The sequence below is a fragment of the Xanthomonas cannabis genome (genome assembly GCF_040616535.1).
Classification (GTDB): Bacteria; Pseudomonadota; Gammaproteobacteria; order Xanthomonadales; family Xanthomonadaceae; genus Xanthomonas; species Xanthomonas cannabis.
On the sequence record NZ_CP136580.1, the window covers coordinates 3,994,003 to 4,009,609 of the forward strand.

A 15,607-nucleotide genomic window follows, 5' to 3' on the forward strand; every position below is an offset into this window, starting at 1 on the left:
CCACGATGGCGGCGACAAGACCCCACCGTTGTCGAACCAACCGTATGCTTGCGAGTGGTAGCCACCTAGGAAATCCCAGGGAAATGTGGCGTGGTTTGCGTAATGCTCTCGAAAGGTAATAAAATTAACTAGGGCAAATAGCGCAATAGGTCCAATATGTATCAACCAGGATGGGATGCGTTTAAACTGGAATGCCTGGCCCATTAATTCGGCACCCCGATCGAATTTAGCACGAACGACAATACGCGCTGGTCGCCTTGACCAGGGGAAGGATGAGTCTGACAACTAGATTTGAGTCCGACCTTAACGGGGCGACCCAGCTGATCAACCGGTACCGGTAGCTTCAGAGAGAACGTGCCATCGTGCCGATGCTCAAGGCGCGCCACATCAACACCGTTTATAGAACCTTGAACGCCGCAAATTGCGTTTCCAAACATGGAAACATTCAGGGTGCCCTTGACCTCGACATACTGACCTGTTGCTTTCACGTAGGCCAACACTTTAGGTCCGGCCCATGAGTACACTTGCTGACCGTCTTTTTCAACGCCATAGGTACCAACGACGCGATCCAGGTTGCCCGCTTCACTTGAGTACATCGACGGCAGACCATCCAGCATCTCGATTTTTTTATTCATTTTACGAATATATGCCATGTCGGGCAGGTCTCTCCCGTAATCGTCCCTGGCACTAGATTCCTGGATGAACCGGTAAGCATAAATGCGGGAGAGCGTAACACTACCTGTTAAGACACGAATAGAGAAGGCAGTTCCTGTAACAGCCTCGGGTAAAAACATGGTGATCTCCTTTGCGGCACCGCTAACGCGCATGCGTGCAGCCCTCTTACCGAGCGAGACTTCGATCTCGCCATCACCACCTGCGATCATATTCACTCGAACATTGTCAGCGAAATTGACATAATGATCGCGCGAAACAGGGACTTGCTGGCTGATGGTGCCTCCATCACCCAAAGTAGCCGAGAAAGGTGCGGCACCTTGCAGTACAACCGTGCCTTTGGTGTCCCAGCCCTTCATTCCGAGCGCGAAGTCGGGGTTATATAACAGGTTGGCCCGGTAGTTCTGGTAACCCCATAGCGCATAGCCTGACGTAAACTGAAGGAGAGGCGCGGATAGCTCAGAAAGAAAATCACCCATCTGTTTCGGGTCTATCTTCGCATTATGAGCCATCTTAGGCGTGTTGTCGGTATACAACAGCTGCTCAACAAAAATATGGTTATCCGTGTGCTCAAGGATCTTTTTTTGGTTATAGACGAATCTAGCAATTGCGCTCTGGGCTGTATCGATTTCGCCCTTGTTCTGGGCCCCCATTGCCGGAGCCCAATACGTCATTAGGTATTGCGATGACGGCACCGAATACGTCGCATTGTGCGAGTACCACGTTGCAATTTCGCCGTTCGCATAGATAGGGTCACTATCGACGCGTGCCTCAATGCTCATGTTGGGTAGCACCTGCGCCGCACGCGCAAGCAAGCGCGACGAAAGTTGTTCGTCGAACCATGCGTACAATTGAGTAAAATTGGGATCTTTCGTTTGAGGCACGGGGTATGCCCCTAGCACTTTGCGATCCGCATCAAATCTTTTACGAAACGCCTCCGATGCATGCGAGGTAGCCCATTCATCAAAGCCAATAAGCTTGGAAATACGTGCCGATTCCTCTGGAGTTCTGCCAGACTGCGCCATATCTAGAACATGCCAGTAATCTTCCCATGAAAGAAAGTATCCTTTCGCACAAGAAGAAGTAGCTTCCCCAACCTTCGAAAGGTACCCAGTCCATGCCGGCTGTAGTTTGTCACTTGTAAACAACTCATTAGCACGTGCGACTGCTGGCAGCTGTACATCAGATGCGAAATCCCATTCATACGAAACTCGGAAGTATGCGTCAAGCCCCGCAGTTTTCGCAGATTTACAAACATCGCGCAAACGACTGTACATTTGCTGATCGTAGCGGATCGGGTCTAAGCCTGGTTGGAATTCGCCCCAGGGAACCACGAACACGACAGAATTGAATCCGTCGGCCCGCATGCGTTTCATGTCTTCATCCACACCAGTTAGATCTGAAGTCCAAAAGTTAATGGGCCACGCGTGACCAAAGTATGTAACAGCCTTGATGTACCTCGGCACCGCGGCACGCGCAACATTAGAAGTTCCTTTGGACCCACACTCGCCTATACTCTCGCTATCAGCCGAAGGCTCGCATTGCGCTTTTTCCACCTTCACAGGAACTGCTGGCGCAATGATTTTCTGGTCACCGGCAACTTTTGTAATGACAACACTGATAGTGCCTGGCGTCGAAAAGAGCTGGGCTGGCACTTTGACGGTAATCAAGTTATCGGAAATATCGGCACGAATATTAGTCCCGTCAAGGTTAACCCAGACTGTGCTTCCGTCCATAGGCTGGTTCATACGGAACCACGCAGCCGAGCTACCATCCGGCTGCACGTTGAACGTGGCGCCAGCATTTATAGACGTGGGACCGTAGTCGATCACAGCCAATTGTTGGTGGTGGGATTTCTGGTAGCAGCCCGCCACAACAGCTGACACCGCTACAACAAGGCATATGACCGTTAACTTGGCAACAAAAAGCAGAAATTTCATGTGCGAATCCAATATTACCCACCCAATCCGTGTCGCATGGCGGCGAGGACTGATTGAGCAGAAAATTCTTTATTAATAAACGCTTGACCGTCATGGGAGCGACGCAACCATTCAGGGTCGTTTTCCAATAATAGGTTTGTTGCAGCGGCAAATTCCTTAGGGTCGTCCGCAGCGTAAACAAAGTCACGAGTTGCCGATAATCCCTGCACACCAGTCGACGTTGTCACAATCGGTAGACCGTAGCGCATTGATTCGAGTACCTTTCCCTTCATTCCGCCACCAAACCGTAAAGGCGCAATAGCAACGCGCGCCGATTCGTACATGGCCTCTAGCTGTTCATCGGAAACAAAACCAGTTACCTTGATGAACTCATTTGCCAGTGCCTTCACGTCGCTGGTCGGATTAGATCCGACCATTATGACATGGACATCCGGATGCTTTACCCGGATTAGGGGAAATATCTCAGCTACAAACCACTTTGCTCCATCGACATTAGGCGGATGCCCAAAGCCCGCTACAAATAGGATATCGCGACGCAAACGAAGATTTTCCTGCGCTCGCAATGGAACACTTTCATACGCGTAGAGGGGCACTGTTGTGGCCTTACATTCCACGTCCGCTGAAGCAATCCACGAATTCACATAAGCCGTCTCGATCTCGCTTGGGTAATAAACCTCATGCATTTTTCGCCAGAGGCCCTCTTCAATTGCACGATAGTGCTCAAGATCAACTTGAAGTTCAGGCGACGGCTCTACCTTCATTTGCTCCGCAAGGCGCAAGTAATGGATGTCGTGACCATAGTAGAGACGGCGGGCTGGCGAGTATTGAATAACAGCGTCGATAAACTGGACGCTAATATGCGGCCGACTGAATATTATCGTGTCAATGCTAGCGCCATTTTCGGCGATCCATTTTTCGAAACCACCGACATACTCAGCTCCGTACATCACGTCAACCCCAACATCCTGCAGTGGACGCGCATATGGAGCATCGTGCCACATGTTTTCTGGCCAGAACTTTACCGCATAGCCGTTGGCTATCAACAACTTCAATAATTGGTACATAGCCCGCGACCCCGCGTCGCGGTCTGGCTGCGGAATGTAGTGGTCAATGACCAGTATCACCTTTTTCAGGTGGCTACGATCGCGAGCAAGGAATGGCCGGTCGGCATTCGCCAAGTGATCTCGCTCTAGCACACCCTTCCAGCGCTCATAGAACTTCTTCTGGTTGTCCACCTGGAAAGCTTTGATGCCGCCGCCCGTATCGGTACCGTGCGAAATTCCTTCATAGTGAACGACAACAGAGCGGGGCTCATACACGACCTTGCGCCCTGACGCACGCACCTTGAATGCCAAATCGGTGTCTTCAAAGTAAGCGGGCAGATATAATTCGTCAAAACCACCGAAATAATCGAACAGCGCCTTTTCAATCATGATCGACGCGCCGGAAATGTAATCCACTTCACGCGTGTAGTTGTAGATGCTACGGGATGGGTCATCCAATCTTCCATAGTTCCACGCGCTTGCATCTTTCCAAACAATGCCACCAGCCTCCTGCAGGCGTCCATCTGGATAGATCAGCTTGGACCCCACAAGACCGCATTCCGGCCAGGATTTTGCCGTATTCACCAGCGCGTCCAACCAGCCTTCGGTTACTTCCGTATCATTGTTAAGGAAGTAGATATATCGGCCTCTCGCTAGGGACGCCGCATGATTACATGAGCGCAGAAAGCCTAAATTGATCGGATTTTCCGAGTAGCGTAGACCTGGCACCTGACTCAGCGCACCAATCTGCTCGTCGCCAGACGCATCCTCGACAACCAGAACCTCTATTGATGCATTCGGCAAATTGGCGTAGATCGATCTGACGCATGCAGCGGTGTGGTCGAGTCGCCCATATGCGGGAATAATAATACTGACTTCAGGCGCATCGACAATCTGAAATGAGACGCCCTCAAGCAACCGTGCAGGGTCGTCCTGAGTATGCATCAGCAGTCCGTCAGGCGGCGCTGGAGAAGCTGCGTCGCGCTGCATGAGGAAACGTTTCGCCGGGTTACGAACCAAATTTAGAATCGGTGACTGCGCCCAAGGCTTACCGCGTACGGATGCAGCGACGGCATTCCAATCCCCGCGCATGATCCGCATTGCAAAGCGCAGCGGCTTTGTCATGCGCCACGACTGAGACTTGACCACGGTGTCGTAGGCTTCCCGAGCCAGCTCGACCTCAGTTTCAAGAGCACGGACCCGGTTTTCGGCTCCGATCAGTTCCGAGGATGACTGCGCAGCCAAAAGCGCCTCCTCAGCCACTTTGCGCTGTGTATCAAGTGCGACCATTTCCCTGTCTGCCCAGATTTTGTCACGCTGGGACGCTTCGTTCTCGCGCTCTATAATGTCCTTCTCGCGCTGCATCGCAGCATTCCTTTCCGCAGACTGCCCTACTTCCATATTGGCCATTAGATGCCTCAGCCTGGCAAGATCGGATTGCAACGCGCGCTCTTGATGCTGCAGCGACTCCACCAGTTTCAAAGCTCCCTGTTCACCGGCCAATGCCCGTTGGAGTTGCGTCTCGGCATCCTCCACACGAAGTAACAGTTGCGCGTTCCGGCCCTCGGACTTTGCCAGCTGGACTTTGACGGCATCCATTTCGTCAACAGTTCTCTGATCCGTACGCTTCAGCAGACTGTAGTCACGGCGAAGCGTTACAAGCTCTAGCAAGTAGGCACCCAAGATCCCCGCGTCCAATTTTCCATCTTGCTCTGCATGTACGATGAGCTCGTCCAAGCTGTTAGCGGCACGCAACACCTGCTCATCCAAGCCTGAGGCCCATCGTGCAACCTCTTCGTGCTCGGCTACCAACGCGGCATGTCGCGTCCTGTCCTCCATGAGTTCCTGATCAAGGCCTTTGGCCCATGCTGCTACCTTCTCATGTTCGGCAAGCAGAGCATCATGGTGGGAAAGGAGATCGTTTAGCTGCTCCCGCACCTCTCTCGCTTCGATCAGTGACGTGATCAATGGCCCCTCTACTGTCGAAGTTGATGTAACAGGCATCTTTGCTTCAACCAGCAACTTGTACTCAAGCGCAGCCGGCCTGCCCGAGGCAGCACACTGGAAGCGGCGCTCTAGAGCTATATATCGCTCGATATCTGCGACAGACGGCATGAGCATGCCTCCACACTCACGCATCGCATCCGTGATGAAGTGCATCAGGTACAGATGTCGCTCATCATAAGGTCGAGCCACACTCACGCAGGAAGACACCACTTCCAGCAGGCCTCGGAAAACCAGGTATCCGAGTGCCACGGGCTCAGCACTACGCCACTCCAGATCGATGAAGCGAAGCGACCCATCGGCCGCCTCCATTAGATTGTGCGGAACCAGATCAATAACGTCGCCAGGCAGCAACATTTCCGCGTTGTACTCGGAATTGACCAGCGCTTCCGGTTCCAGACCCACATGGCGCGCAACCGCCTCGAGCCAACGCCTTAACCATGGACCCACATCACCGATCTGCCATCCATCATGCAGCAACATTTCGTAAAGCGAATCAGTTAGTGCGCACCCTGCAACATAGCGCTCATCTTTCGGAGTGCATTCAAACCCGTCAGCTTCACGCGCTAGGCCGGGGATAAGAAAGCTACGACTAACCCAAGGCTTCCTGTCACGCAATTCGAAGCGAGTGACCTTCGCAAACGGTCTATCTCGTTCGGTGGATAAGTGGTACCCAGCTACGTCACAGTTTTTGGATCCGAACAATGCATCAGTCGTCTGCATGTGCGCTACAAAAAGGAACGAATTGGCCATCTCCGGCAGCAAGCCATTGCGGGCGACAACATTCCAGACACGGTCGACAGCAAACAATGGCGGCCGTCCAATTTGAGGATCGCGCGTCACCGATGCAGCCGCAAGCGCAGCCCCATCGTCGAATCCTGGCGCGGCTTTGCCATCTTTGGAAAACCAGATCGATGTCGGAAGTTTATAATCAGGAAACGGTAGCGCCACCGCGACATCGGCAAACCCTGCGAGACGCATCATTTCCTCTAGCTCTCGACGGCCATAGGTGCGCGCCCCGCTACCTGCGTAAACCTCCTCAAGACCCAGCATGGGCCGACCCAGATGGTCCTCCGGCGCACCAGCGAAATACTTGAGGCCCAGTTGGTTTTCAATGGCAACCAACAAGACACCGCCGGGCTTGAGCAGATTACGGGCGCAAGCTAACCAATGGGCTGCTGCGTCCGGCCGATCTGAGAAGCGCTCCGCATATTCGAGAACGCCGATTAAAGTGACTGCGTCAAATCGCGCCTCTGTTCTAAAAGCCTCAAGGTTCTCCACAACCAATTGGACATTGGCAAGGTCCTCACAGCGCTTTTTCGCAACTCGCGCACGGCGTGGCGCAGGTTCCAACGCCACCACGTTCCTGGCGGTTTCGCCTAGATAACGCGTGATCGCTCCACACCCCGCTCCCACCTCCAGCACATCACCGCTGAGCAGCTCGGCCACTGGCCTAAGCAGATTGGCGCGACGTGGACTGAAATAGTATTTGGTCGGCCAGTCAGTAATGCAATTAGACAATTCGAGCGACTGAACACTTCGATCCGTACAGCCAGCGACTAGCTGATAGAGATTATCTTCGACAGCGTCGCCGTCCGAATAGGACCACTCAGCTCCCAATCCGGCAGGCTGCCAGCAGTTGGATTTTTCATCAAACGTATAGTGCCCAAAGCTGGTAGCGGGATCAAAAATCCATGTCATAGAAGTTTCAAATTAGCTCGAAGGTCGGTGATCCCGATAAAGGGAAGAGTCGTCTCGACACACAAGTGAATTGCATCGTAACGCCGATCATGAGGAATGACCTCGCCATCTGTTTCACGGCTGGCTAGTCCCACTGAAATAAAGTAATCGCCAGCCGCACAATTTAGCTTCAGGCGACAAAGCGCGATCCCGGTCTTTCCGTCTTTCGCGAAGGCGCCTTCCACTGCCGCCATTTCAGTATTCGTCCCATATACCGTCAGCCCCTCCTTGGTCTTCAAGGTAATGCCCAAAATCGGCCTCACCAACTCGGCAGAGCAACGATAGCGTAGGTAGAGATCGATCTCTGCTCCTGCAGGGAGACTGGAAGGAAAAGACTGCCCCTGCGAAAAAAGAGCAAAGTCCAAAAACTCTGCTTTGCCGTCACCCCACCGATGCTCGTAAGGATTGAACGCGGGGCGTGAAGCAAAAAGTGCTTCGTTTCTCGTTCCGAAACCCGCATCGAATTGAGCCAATTGCTCATCTAGCGGGGAGCCAAGCGCTTCTACCGCTGAGGGTGAAGCTTGAGATGTCGCCGCCTTTTGACGGCCGTACAACAGATCAAGGTATAAATTCACAACGGGGCGCGGAGCACCATCTTCGATTTTCTGTCCATGATCGATGAGGATAGCTCGGTCGCAGTGGGTGACTACCTGCTCAGTTGAATGGGTTACGAGCAAAATTGAAGTTCCACGCTCTCGTAAAGATTTCAGGCGAGCGAAACACTTCGCCTGAAAGCGTGCATCGCCAACAGCCAAAGCTTCATCGACAATCAGTACATCGGGGTCAATCTGGGCCTGCACGGCAAATGCTAGGCGTACGGTCATTCCGCTGGAATAAGTACGGACAGGCTGATTAACAAAGTCACCAATGTCGGCAAACTCTAGAATCGCATCAAGCCTGGCATCGACTTCTTGACGAGACAAACCTAGAAGAGATGCGTTGAGATAGACATTTTCAAGTCCAGTAAACTCGGGATTGAAGCCGGATCCAAGTTCAAGCAGTGCTGCAACGCGCCCATCTACCGATGCTGTCCCGGCGGTTGGCGTCACCGTGCCCGCAATAATCTGCAACAAAGTGGATTTTCCCGAGCCATTGCGCCCAATAAGCGCAACACACTCACCACGCTGCACCTGCAACGACACTCCGTGCAGGGCCCAAAATTCCTTGAAGTAGCGGCGTTCACGCATTGGCACAAATTTGCCCAACGCCGAAATCGTCATCTGCTTAAATCGATCTGAAGGCTCCGCGTATATTTCGTAGCGCTTGCTAACCTGATCGACGGTAATGACTGGTTTTTCAGAGGACATCTGCAAATCCCTTGCGTGTCGCCTTAAAACTCAACCATCCAAGCCATGAAATGACTAAGGACACCAGCAGGTACATCAAGACGTGCTCCGCCGACGGCAGCTTATCCCAAAGCACCGCATCACGGCCGGCCTCAACGACAAAGGTCAGTGGATTGAGCATTTGAAGCCACTGATACTCCTGCGGCAGGCTGCTGCGCGGATAAAAGATGGGCGCCAAAAAGACCAAAGCAGTTGTAAGTACCATCATAATCTGCTGCGCATCACGAAAATAAACACCCAACGCAGAGACCAACCAAGTAACCCCTGCAACCATTGGAAGAAACAACAACATGACAACCGGAAAGAACAATGCCGCGGGGGAGATCGAAGCACCTGTAAGCAGCATAGCGATCAGTAGCACCAAAAAGCTGATTACGGCGTGAAACATTGACGTACCCACAACTACCCAGGGAAGAACCTCCAAGGGGAAGATTACCTTCTTTACATAATTTGGGTTAGATGTGATAAGCACGGGTGCTCGACTTAGACATTCAGAAAATAAATTCCCGAAAATCAAACCTGAAAACAAGACAACGGCAAAATGTGTATCGCCCGTTGCCGCTCCCGACCAACGTGACTTGAAGATATAGCCAAACACAAACGAGTAGATAGCCAACATAAGCAGGGGGTTCAAAAAAGCCCAGAGCGAGCCCCCCATAGATCCGCGGTACTTTCCAGCAATATCGCGCTTGCATAGCTCCCACACCAAGCGACGGTGACGCGAAAGTGACGCATACGGGGCAATTGGGCTTGAGCCCGTATGGACAGAACTGCCTAATCGGTTTGAACGGGTCATTTCAACGCACTATCTAGATCACTTCGCAAATCCCCCACATCCTCAACCCCCACACTCAGCCGCACCAGCGCATCGCTGATACCAAGCTGGTCGCGGCGGGCCACGGGGATGGAGGCGTGCGTCATGACGGCTGGATGGTTCACCAGGCTTTCCACGCCGCCCAGCGATTCGGCCAGGGTGAACAGTTCGGTCTTCTCGCAGAAACGCTTGGCCGCGTCGAAGCCGCCCTTGAGGACGATCGAGACGATGCCGCCGAAGCCGTACATCTGGCTTTTCGCGAGCGCGTGCTGCGGGTGCGAAGGCAGGCCGGGGTAGATCACCTTCTCGATCGCGGGATGCGTCTCCAGCCACTGCGCCAGCGCCAGGGCGTTTTCGCAGTGTGCGCGCATGCGCAGGGGCAACGTCTTCAATCCACGTAACGCGAGGAAGCTGTCGAACGGGCCCTGGACACCGCCGATGGAGTTCTGCAGAAACGCCAGTTGTTCGGCCAGTTCGGTGTTGTCGCCGACCACGGCGATGCCGCCCACCATGTCCGAGTGACCGTTGAGGTACTTGGTGGCCGAGTGCACGACGATGTCGGCGCCCAGGCTGAGCGGGCGTTGCAGCATCGGCGAGGCGAAGGTGTTGTCGACCACGATCAGCAGACCGTGCTTGCGCGCGATCGCAGCGATGGCGGCGATGTCGACCAACTTGAGCATCGGGTTGGTCGGGGTTTCGATCCACACCATCTTGGTGTCGGGGCGGATCGCGGCTTCGAAGGCGGCCGCGTCGGTCAGATCGACGAAGCTGAAATCCAGGCCGGCGGTGCGACGGCGCACGCGCTCGAACAGACGGAAGGTGCCGCCGTACAGATCGTCCATCGCTACGACGTGGTTGCCGGCATCCAGCAGTTCCATCACCGTGGAGGTGGCGGCCATGCCGGAGGCGAAGGCGAATGCACGCGTGCCCCCTTCCAGCGATGCGACACAGCGCTCATAGGCAAAGCGCGTGGGGTTGTGGGTGCGCGAGTACTCGAAACCCTGATGCTCGCCCGGGCTGGACTGCGCATAGGTGGACGTCGCATAGATCGGCGGCATCACCGCCCCGGTGCTGGGATCCGGCGACTGCCCTCCATGGATCGCCAGCGTCGCGAGCGACAGTGCGCGCTCGCCATCATGGCTGTTGGTGGTGCGATTGGACATGGAGGTTCCCGGAAAAAGTGGCGGATTGTAGCAAGCAGGTCTGAATGGCCGGTGCCGCGCGTCTCATCCGGGCGCGCGGCGCTGGCTGATCACTGCATGCGATCACTGCACGCGGCGGCGCAGGTAGTTGAGCAGGTCGATACGGGTGATCAGGCCCAGGAACTGCTTGCCGTCCATGACGATGGCGACCTGGCCGCGGTCGAACACCGGCAGCAGCGCTTCGATCGGCGACGCGACGTCCAGGCGATCGAGCTTGCTGACCATGGCGGTGGAAATCGGGTCGCGGAAGCGCGCCTCGTCGCCATACACATGCAGCAGCACGTCGCTCTCGTCGACGATGCCGACCAGCTCGCCGTCGTCGATCACCGGCAACTGCGAGACGTCGTACAGCTTCATGCGCTGGTACGCGGTGGTCAGCAGGTCCTTCGGGCCGACCACGACGGTGTCGCGCTTGTTGTACGGGCGCAGGATCAGGTCGCGCAGGTCGCCGTGCTGCGGGCGCTCCAAAAAGCCGTTGTCCAGCATCCAGTAGTCGTTGTACATCTTCGACAGGTACTTGTTGCCGGTGTCGCAGACGAACACCAGCACGCGCTTGGGCGTGGTCTGCTCGCGGCAGTACTTCAGCGCAGCGGCCAGCAAGGTGCCGGTGGACGAGCCGCCGAGGATGCCCTCCTTGGCCAACAGCTCGCGCGCGGTATGGAAGCTCTCCGCATCGCTGATGGAATAGGCCTTCTTGACGCGCGTGAAGTCGGAGATATCCGGCAGGAAATCCTCGCCAATGCCCTCGACCAGCCAGCTGCCGGACTTTTCGCTGACCGTGCCCTCTTCGATGTACTGGGTCAGGATCGAGCCGACCGGGTCAGCCAGCACCAGTTCGGTGTGCGGCGAGGCGCTGGCGAACGCGCGCGACAGGCCGGTCATGGTGCCGGAACTGCCGCAGCCGAACACGATCGCATCCAGCTGGCCGTCCATCTGCGCCAGGATTTCCGGGCCGGTGCCGAATTCGTGCGCGGCCGGATTGTCCGGGTTGCCGAACTGGTTGATGAAGTAGGCGCCCGGGGTCTCGGCGGCGATCTTGGCGGCCAGGTCCTGGTAGTACTCCGGGTGGCCCTTGGCCACGTCCGAGCGGGTCAGCACCACGTTGGCGCCCATGGCCTTGAGATTGAAGATCTTCTCGCGGCTCATCTTGTCCGGCACCACCAGGATCAGCTGGTAGCCCTTCTGCTGCGCCACCAGGGCCAGACCCAGGCCGGTATTGCCGGCGGTGCCTTCCACCAGGGTGGCGCCGGGCTTCAGGTCGCCGCGCTGTTCAGCTGCCTCGATCATCGACAGGCCGATGCGGTCCTTGATCGATCCGCCGGGATTGTTCGCCTCCAGCTTGAGGAACAGCTCGCAGACGCCGGTGTCCAGGCGCTGGGCCTTGACGATCGGCGTGTTGCCAATCAGTTCGAGTACGGAGGAATGAATCGCCATCGGGATATCGTCGCTGCGCCGCGCGGGCTAGACCGGTCATTATCCGACGAACCGGCGGGGAATGCTCATTCAGGCGTGAAGCGATTGCGCGCCCCCATGAACAAGCGTGCTCAACCGCCCTGGCAACATGCAACAACCGGCGCTGGCCGAATAAAGACGCGGACGGTGGCAAGCCGACGAGGAGGCCGCCACCGCCCGCGACGGTGAACTTGTTCTAGCGGTGGGGAAGGATCAGTGCGTGAGCTGGTCGTACATCCGGGTGAGCTTTTCTTTGGCCTGCAACTTCTCGCGTTTCATCTGGCCCAAGGTCACGTCGTCGATGGGGAGCACCCCAAGTTCGGCATCCATGCATTTCTTGTTCAAGAGCTTGTGGCGTTGGTACAGCTGCTTGAACTCGGGATCGGACTTGATCAATGCGTCGATTTCGGTCTGCGGTTGCCCTTCGAACATGGCGTTACCTCCTTCACTTAAAACAAGAACGCCCCGGCCGCGGGCGGCACGGGGCGCTGCTTGGGGATGGAAGACCCACGAGTCACGGTGGCGAAGGTGACAACGGCACACGCACTGGCGAGACCACCTGCTCTTCCACCACGTTGCGTCGCTGCGTGCCCTTGCGTCACTGGCCCGGCCCTCCGTACTTTCCAGGCAGCGGAGTTGCTGCCTGGAGGTACGACCCTACGCCGGTCGCGCAGGGGGTTCAAGGCCGAAAGGGCCGCTCCGCCGCTTCTTGGCGTGAATCAGTGACCGCGGTTCAACCGGGCGTCATGCCGGAGTTAAAAGACCTTAACTTCCAACCACTTGCCATCAGGGCGCAACAACGACCTCGGCTGCCCGCGTCTTGCTGGCGGCACCCTTGGCGCCGCTGACCTGCAACCGGGACGCAGCCACCCCGCCGGCCACCAACGCATCGCGTACCGCCTCGGCACGCTTCTTAGCCGTGGCCGCGTCGCTGTCGAAGCCAACGATGCTGACCCGGCCCTTCTTGCCGATGTTCAGGTATTCGGCCAGGGCCTTGGCCTGCCCGGCCGCATCACCGGACAACGCCGTCTTGCCACCGAAGGCACCGCTCCCCAGGGAAAAGACCTCGCCACGGCTATCGAACTTGGCAGCCGGCAACTTGGCCCCGGCCACCAGTTCGGCCTCCTCGTGTGCCAGCTGCACGGCTTTCTGCTGAGCCGCATTGAGCTTGGCGGTCTGTTTGCCGGCCACGCTAGTGAGCGCCAGCTCGGCGTCCTGCCGGGCCAGGGTCTCCTGTTCGGCGGCCTGACGCATGCGCTCGGCCTCTTCGGCCTGGATCTGCGCCTGCACGCGCAAGCGTTCGGCCTCCTGGCGCGCACGCGAGGCGTCGCGACGGCTGGCTTCGATCAGCAGATCGTTACGGGTGCCTTCCAGCCGATCCAGCTCACGCCGCGCCAGTGCGGTGCGGGCGGTGAGTTCGGCAATTTCGACCCGGCGGTCGGCCAGGAACACCAGCTCGTCGCGGTCGCGGCGCTTGGCCTCGGCCAGTGCGGCCACGCTTTGCTGGGCCTGCAGCCGCTCGAAGCGGGCCAGGTCGCTGGTCTGCGGGTCGTTCTGCAGCGCGGCCAGGCGCCGGTTGAGCGCGTCGGCCTGCGGGTCGTCCTTGGCCGCCATCGCCAGCGGCGGCAAGCTGGCCAGGCTCAATACACCGATGTAGAGCAGCGGGCGCAGTTTCATCGGCCGCCCTCCCCGGTGTTGAGGCTGTTCTGCAACTGCGCCACTTCCTTCTTGCGCTGTTCCAGCTGGGCGGTGACCACCGCCTCTTCGCTGCGGGCCTTGGCCAGATCGGCGTCGGCCGCTGCGCGCAAGGCGATCTGCGGCACCTGCTTGCGCTGGCGCTTGTCCAGTTGCGCCTGCTGGGCCTGCATCAATTCCTGGCGTGCCAGGTTGACCAGATCCGGTGCGTATTGGTCGGCATCGGCCTGGGTGGCGCGTTGCACGGCCTGTTCGGCGGCGGTGAGCTCCGGGGCCACCTGAGCGGCGGCCGGAGAGGAAAGAACCATGAAACAGGCGATGCCATACAGGGATCGCCGCAAGTATGCGAAGCTAGCCGTCATTAGGGGAGCCGTAGCGAGGAAGTCTCGAGCACGGCCATTGTCGGAAGCCTGCGGCGGACTTGCAACGAGACGCTGCTGTTTGTTGGGGAACCATTGCGCATGGATATCGGCTACTTCCTGAAGCTGATGACCGAAAAGAATGCCTCGGACATGTTCTTGACCACCGGCGCGCCGGTGTACATCAAGATCGAAGGCAAGCTCTACCCGCTCGGCAATACGGGGTTGCCGCCGGGAATGGTCAAGAAAATCGCCTATTCCTTGATGGACGAGGGCCAGGTGCCGCAGTTCGAGCGCGAGCTCGAGCTCAACATGGCCATCGCCCTGCCCGACGCGGGCCGCTTCCGCGTCAACGTGTTCAAGCAGCGCGGCGAAGTGGGCATGGTGATCCGTGCCATCCGCAGCCGCATCCCGAGCATCGAAGAGCTCAACCTGCCGCAGGTGCTCAAGGACGTCATCATGACCCCGCGCGGGCTGGTGCTGGTGGTGGGGTCCACCGGTTCGGGCAAGTCGACCTCGCTGGCGTCGATGATCGACCATCGCAACAGCACCACCACCGGGCACATCCTCACCATCGAGGACCCGATCGAATATCTGCACAAGCACAAGATGTCGATCGTGAACCAGCGCGAGGTGGGCCTGGATACCCACGCCTTTCAGAGCGCGCTGAAGAACGCGATGCGCGAGGCGCCGGACGTGATCCTGATCGGCGAGATCCTGGACGCCGAAACCATGGAGGCGGCCATCGCGTTCGCCGAAACCGGCCACCTGTGCCTGGCCACGCTGCACTCCAACAATGCCGACCAGACCATCGAGCGCATCCTCAATTTCTTCCCCGAGAGCGCGCACAAGAACGTGCTGATGAATCTGGCGCTGAACCTGCGCGCGGTGGTGTCGCTGCGCCTGGTCAAGGGCGTGGACGGACGCCGCCGGCCGGCGACCGAGGTACTGCTCAACACGCCGATGATCCGCGACTTGCTGCGGCGCGGGCAGGTGCACGAGGTCAAGCAGGCGATGGAGGAGTCGCTGGAAGAAGGCATGCAGACCTTCGACCAATGCCTGTTCCGGATGGTCAAGACCGGCGAGATCGAGCAGGAAGAGGCGCTGCGCGCCGCCGATTCACGCGATGGCCTGGCGCTGAAATTCCGCCTGTCGGAAGGTGGCTCGGGCGAGCACGACCCTTACGCGGATTACGAAGCGGCGGCTTCGCCGAAGATCAGTCACGGGTTCATCTGATCGGTCTGGCGGTGAAGGTCGGTCATTGCGGCGCTCGGGTTGCCGGCTCCTGAACTGTCAGGGCGGACGCTGCGACGAGCCCCCTCATTCGCGATATCGATGCG

General features: G+C 57.3%; 10 protein-coding genes. 1 reads left to right on the plus strand and 9 read right to left on the minus strand.

Annotation, left to right across the window (positions count from 1 at the left end; genetic code table 11):
• Positions 1-203 precede the first annotated feature (203 nt).
• The 9 genes from RZV17_RS16805 to RZV17_RS16845 all read right to left on the minus strand — a co-directional run bounded on the left by RZV17_RS16805 (position 204) and on the right by RZV17_RS16845 (position 14,270).
• On the minus strand, positions 204-2,612 hold the full coding sequence (locus RZV17_RS16805) for a hypothetical protein (protein ID WP_139015134.1): 2,409 nt from the start codon (positions 2,610-2,612) through the stop codon (positions 204-206).
• Between the two features lie 14 nt (positions 2,613-2,626).
• Positions 2,627-7,360, minus strand: coding sequence for a glycosyltransferase (locus tag RZV17_RS16810; protein WP_081422243.1), 4,734 nt, complete (start codon positions 7,358-7,360; stop codon positions 2,627-2,629).
• A complete protein-coding gene (locus tag RZV17_RS16815; RefSeq protein WP_081422242.1) occupies positions 7,357-8,706 on the minus strand; it encodes an ABC transporter ATP-binding protein in 1,350 nt (449 codons plus the stop codon). Before RZV17_RS16815 ends, RZV17_RS16810 begins: the two co-directional genes overlap by 4 nt.
• Positions 8,696-9,541, minus strand: coding sequence for an ABC transporter permease (locus tag RZV17_RS16820; RefSeq protein ID WP_081422241.1), 846 nt, complete (start codon positions 9,539-9,541; stop codon positions 8,696-8,698). Before RZV17_RS16820 ends, RZV17_RS16815 begins: the two co-directional genes overlap by 11 nt.
• A complete protein-coding gene (locus tag RZV17_RS16825) occupies positions 9,538-10,722 on the minus strand; it encodes a cystathionine gamma-synthase (RefSeq protein ID WP_355605138.1) in 1,185 nt (394 codons plus the stop codon). The genes RZV17_RS16820 and RZV17_RS16825 overlap by 4 nt, the downstream gene beginning before the upstream one ends.
• Before the next feature lie 102 nt (positions 10,723-10,824).
• A complete protein-coding gene (locus RZV17_RS16830) occupies positions 10,825-12,195 on the minus strand; it encodes a pyridoxal-phosphate dependent enzyme (protein WP_039403582.1) in 1,371 nt (456 codons plus the stop codon).
• 231 nt (positions 12,196-12,426) lie between these two features.
• A complete protein-coding gene (locus tag RZV17_RS16835; RefSeq protein ID WP_005991804.1) occupies positions 12,427-12,645 on the minus strand; it encodes a YdcH family protein in 219 nt (72 codons plus the stop codon).
• Positions 12,646-12,999: 354 nt separating this feature from the next.
• Positions 13,000-13,890, minus strand: coding sequence for a hypothetical protein (locus RZV17_RS16840; RefSeq protein ID WP_166744244.1), 891 nt, complete (start codon positions 13,888-13,890; stop codon positions 13,000-13,002).
• A complete protein-coding gene (locus RZV17_RS16845; protein WP_047692969.1) occupies positions 13,887-14,270 on the minus strand; it encodes a DUF4398 domain-containing protein in 384 nt (127 codons plus the stop codon). Before RZV17_RS16845 ends, RZV17_RS16840 begins: the two co-directional genes overlap by 4 nt.
• Positions 14,271-14,369: 99 nt before the next feature.
• Here RZV17_RS16845 and RZV17_RS16850 point away from each other — a divergent pair, with 99 nt between their 5' ends.
• Positions 14,370-15,503, plus strand: a complete 1,134-nt coding sequence (locus RZV17_RS16850) for a PilT/PilU family type 4a pilus ATPase (RefSeq protein WP_039403605.1) — start codon at positions 14,370-14,372, stop codon at positions 15,501-15,503.
• Positions 15,504-15,607 lie beyond the last annotated feature (104 nt).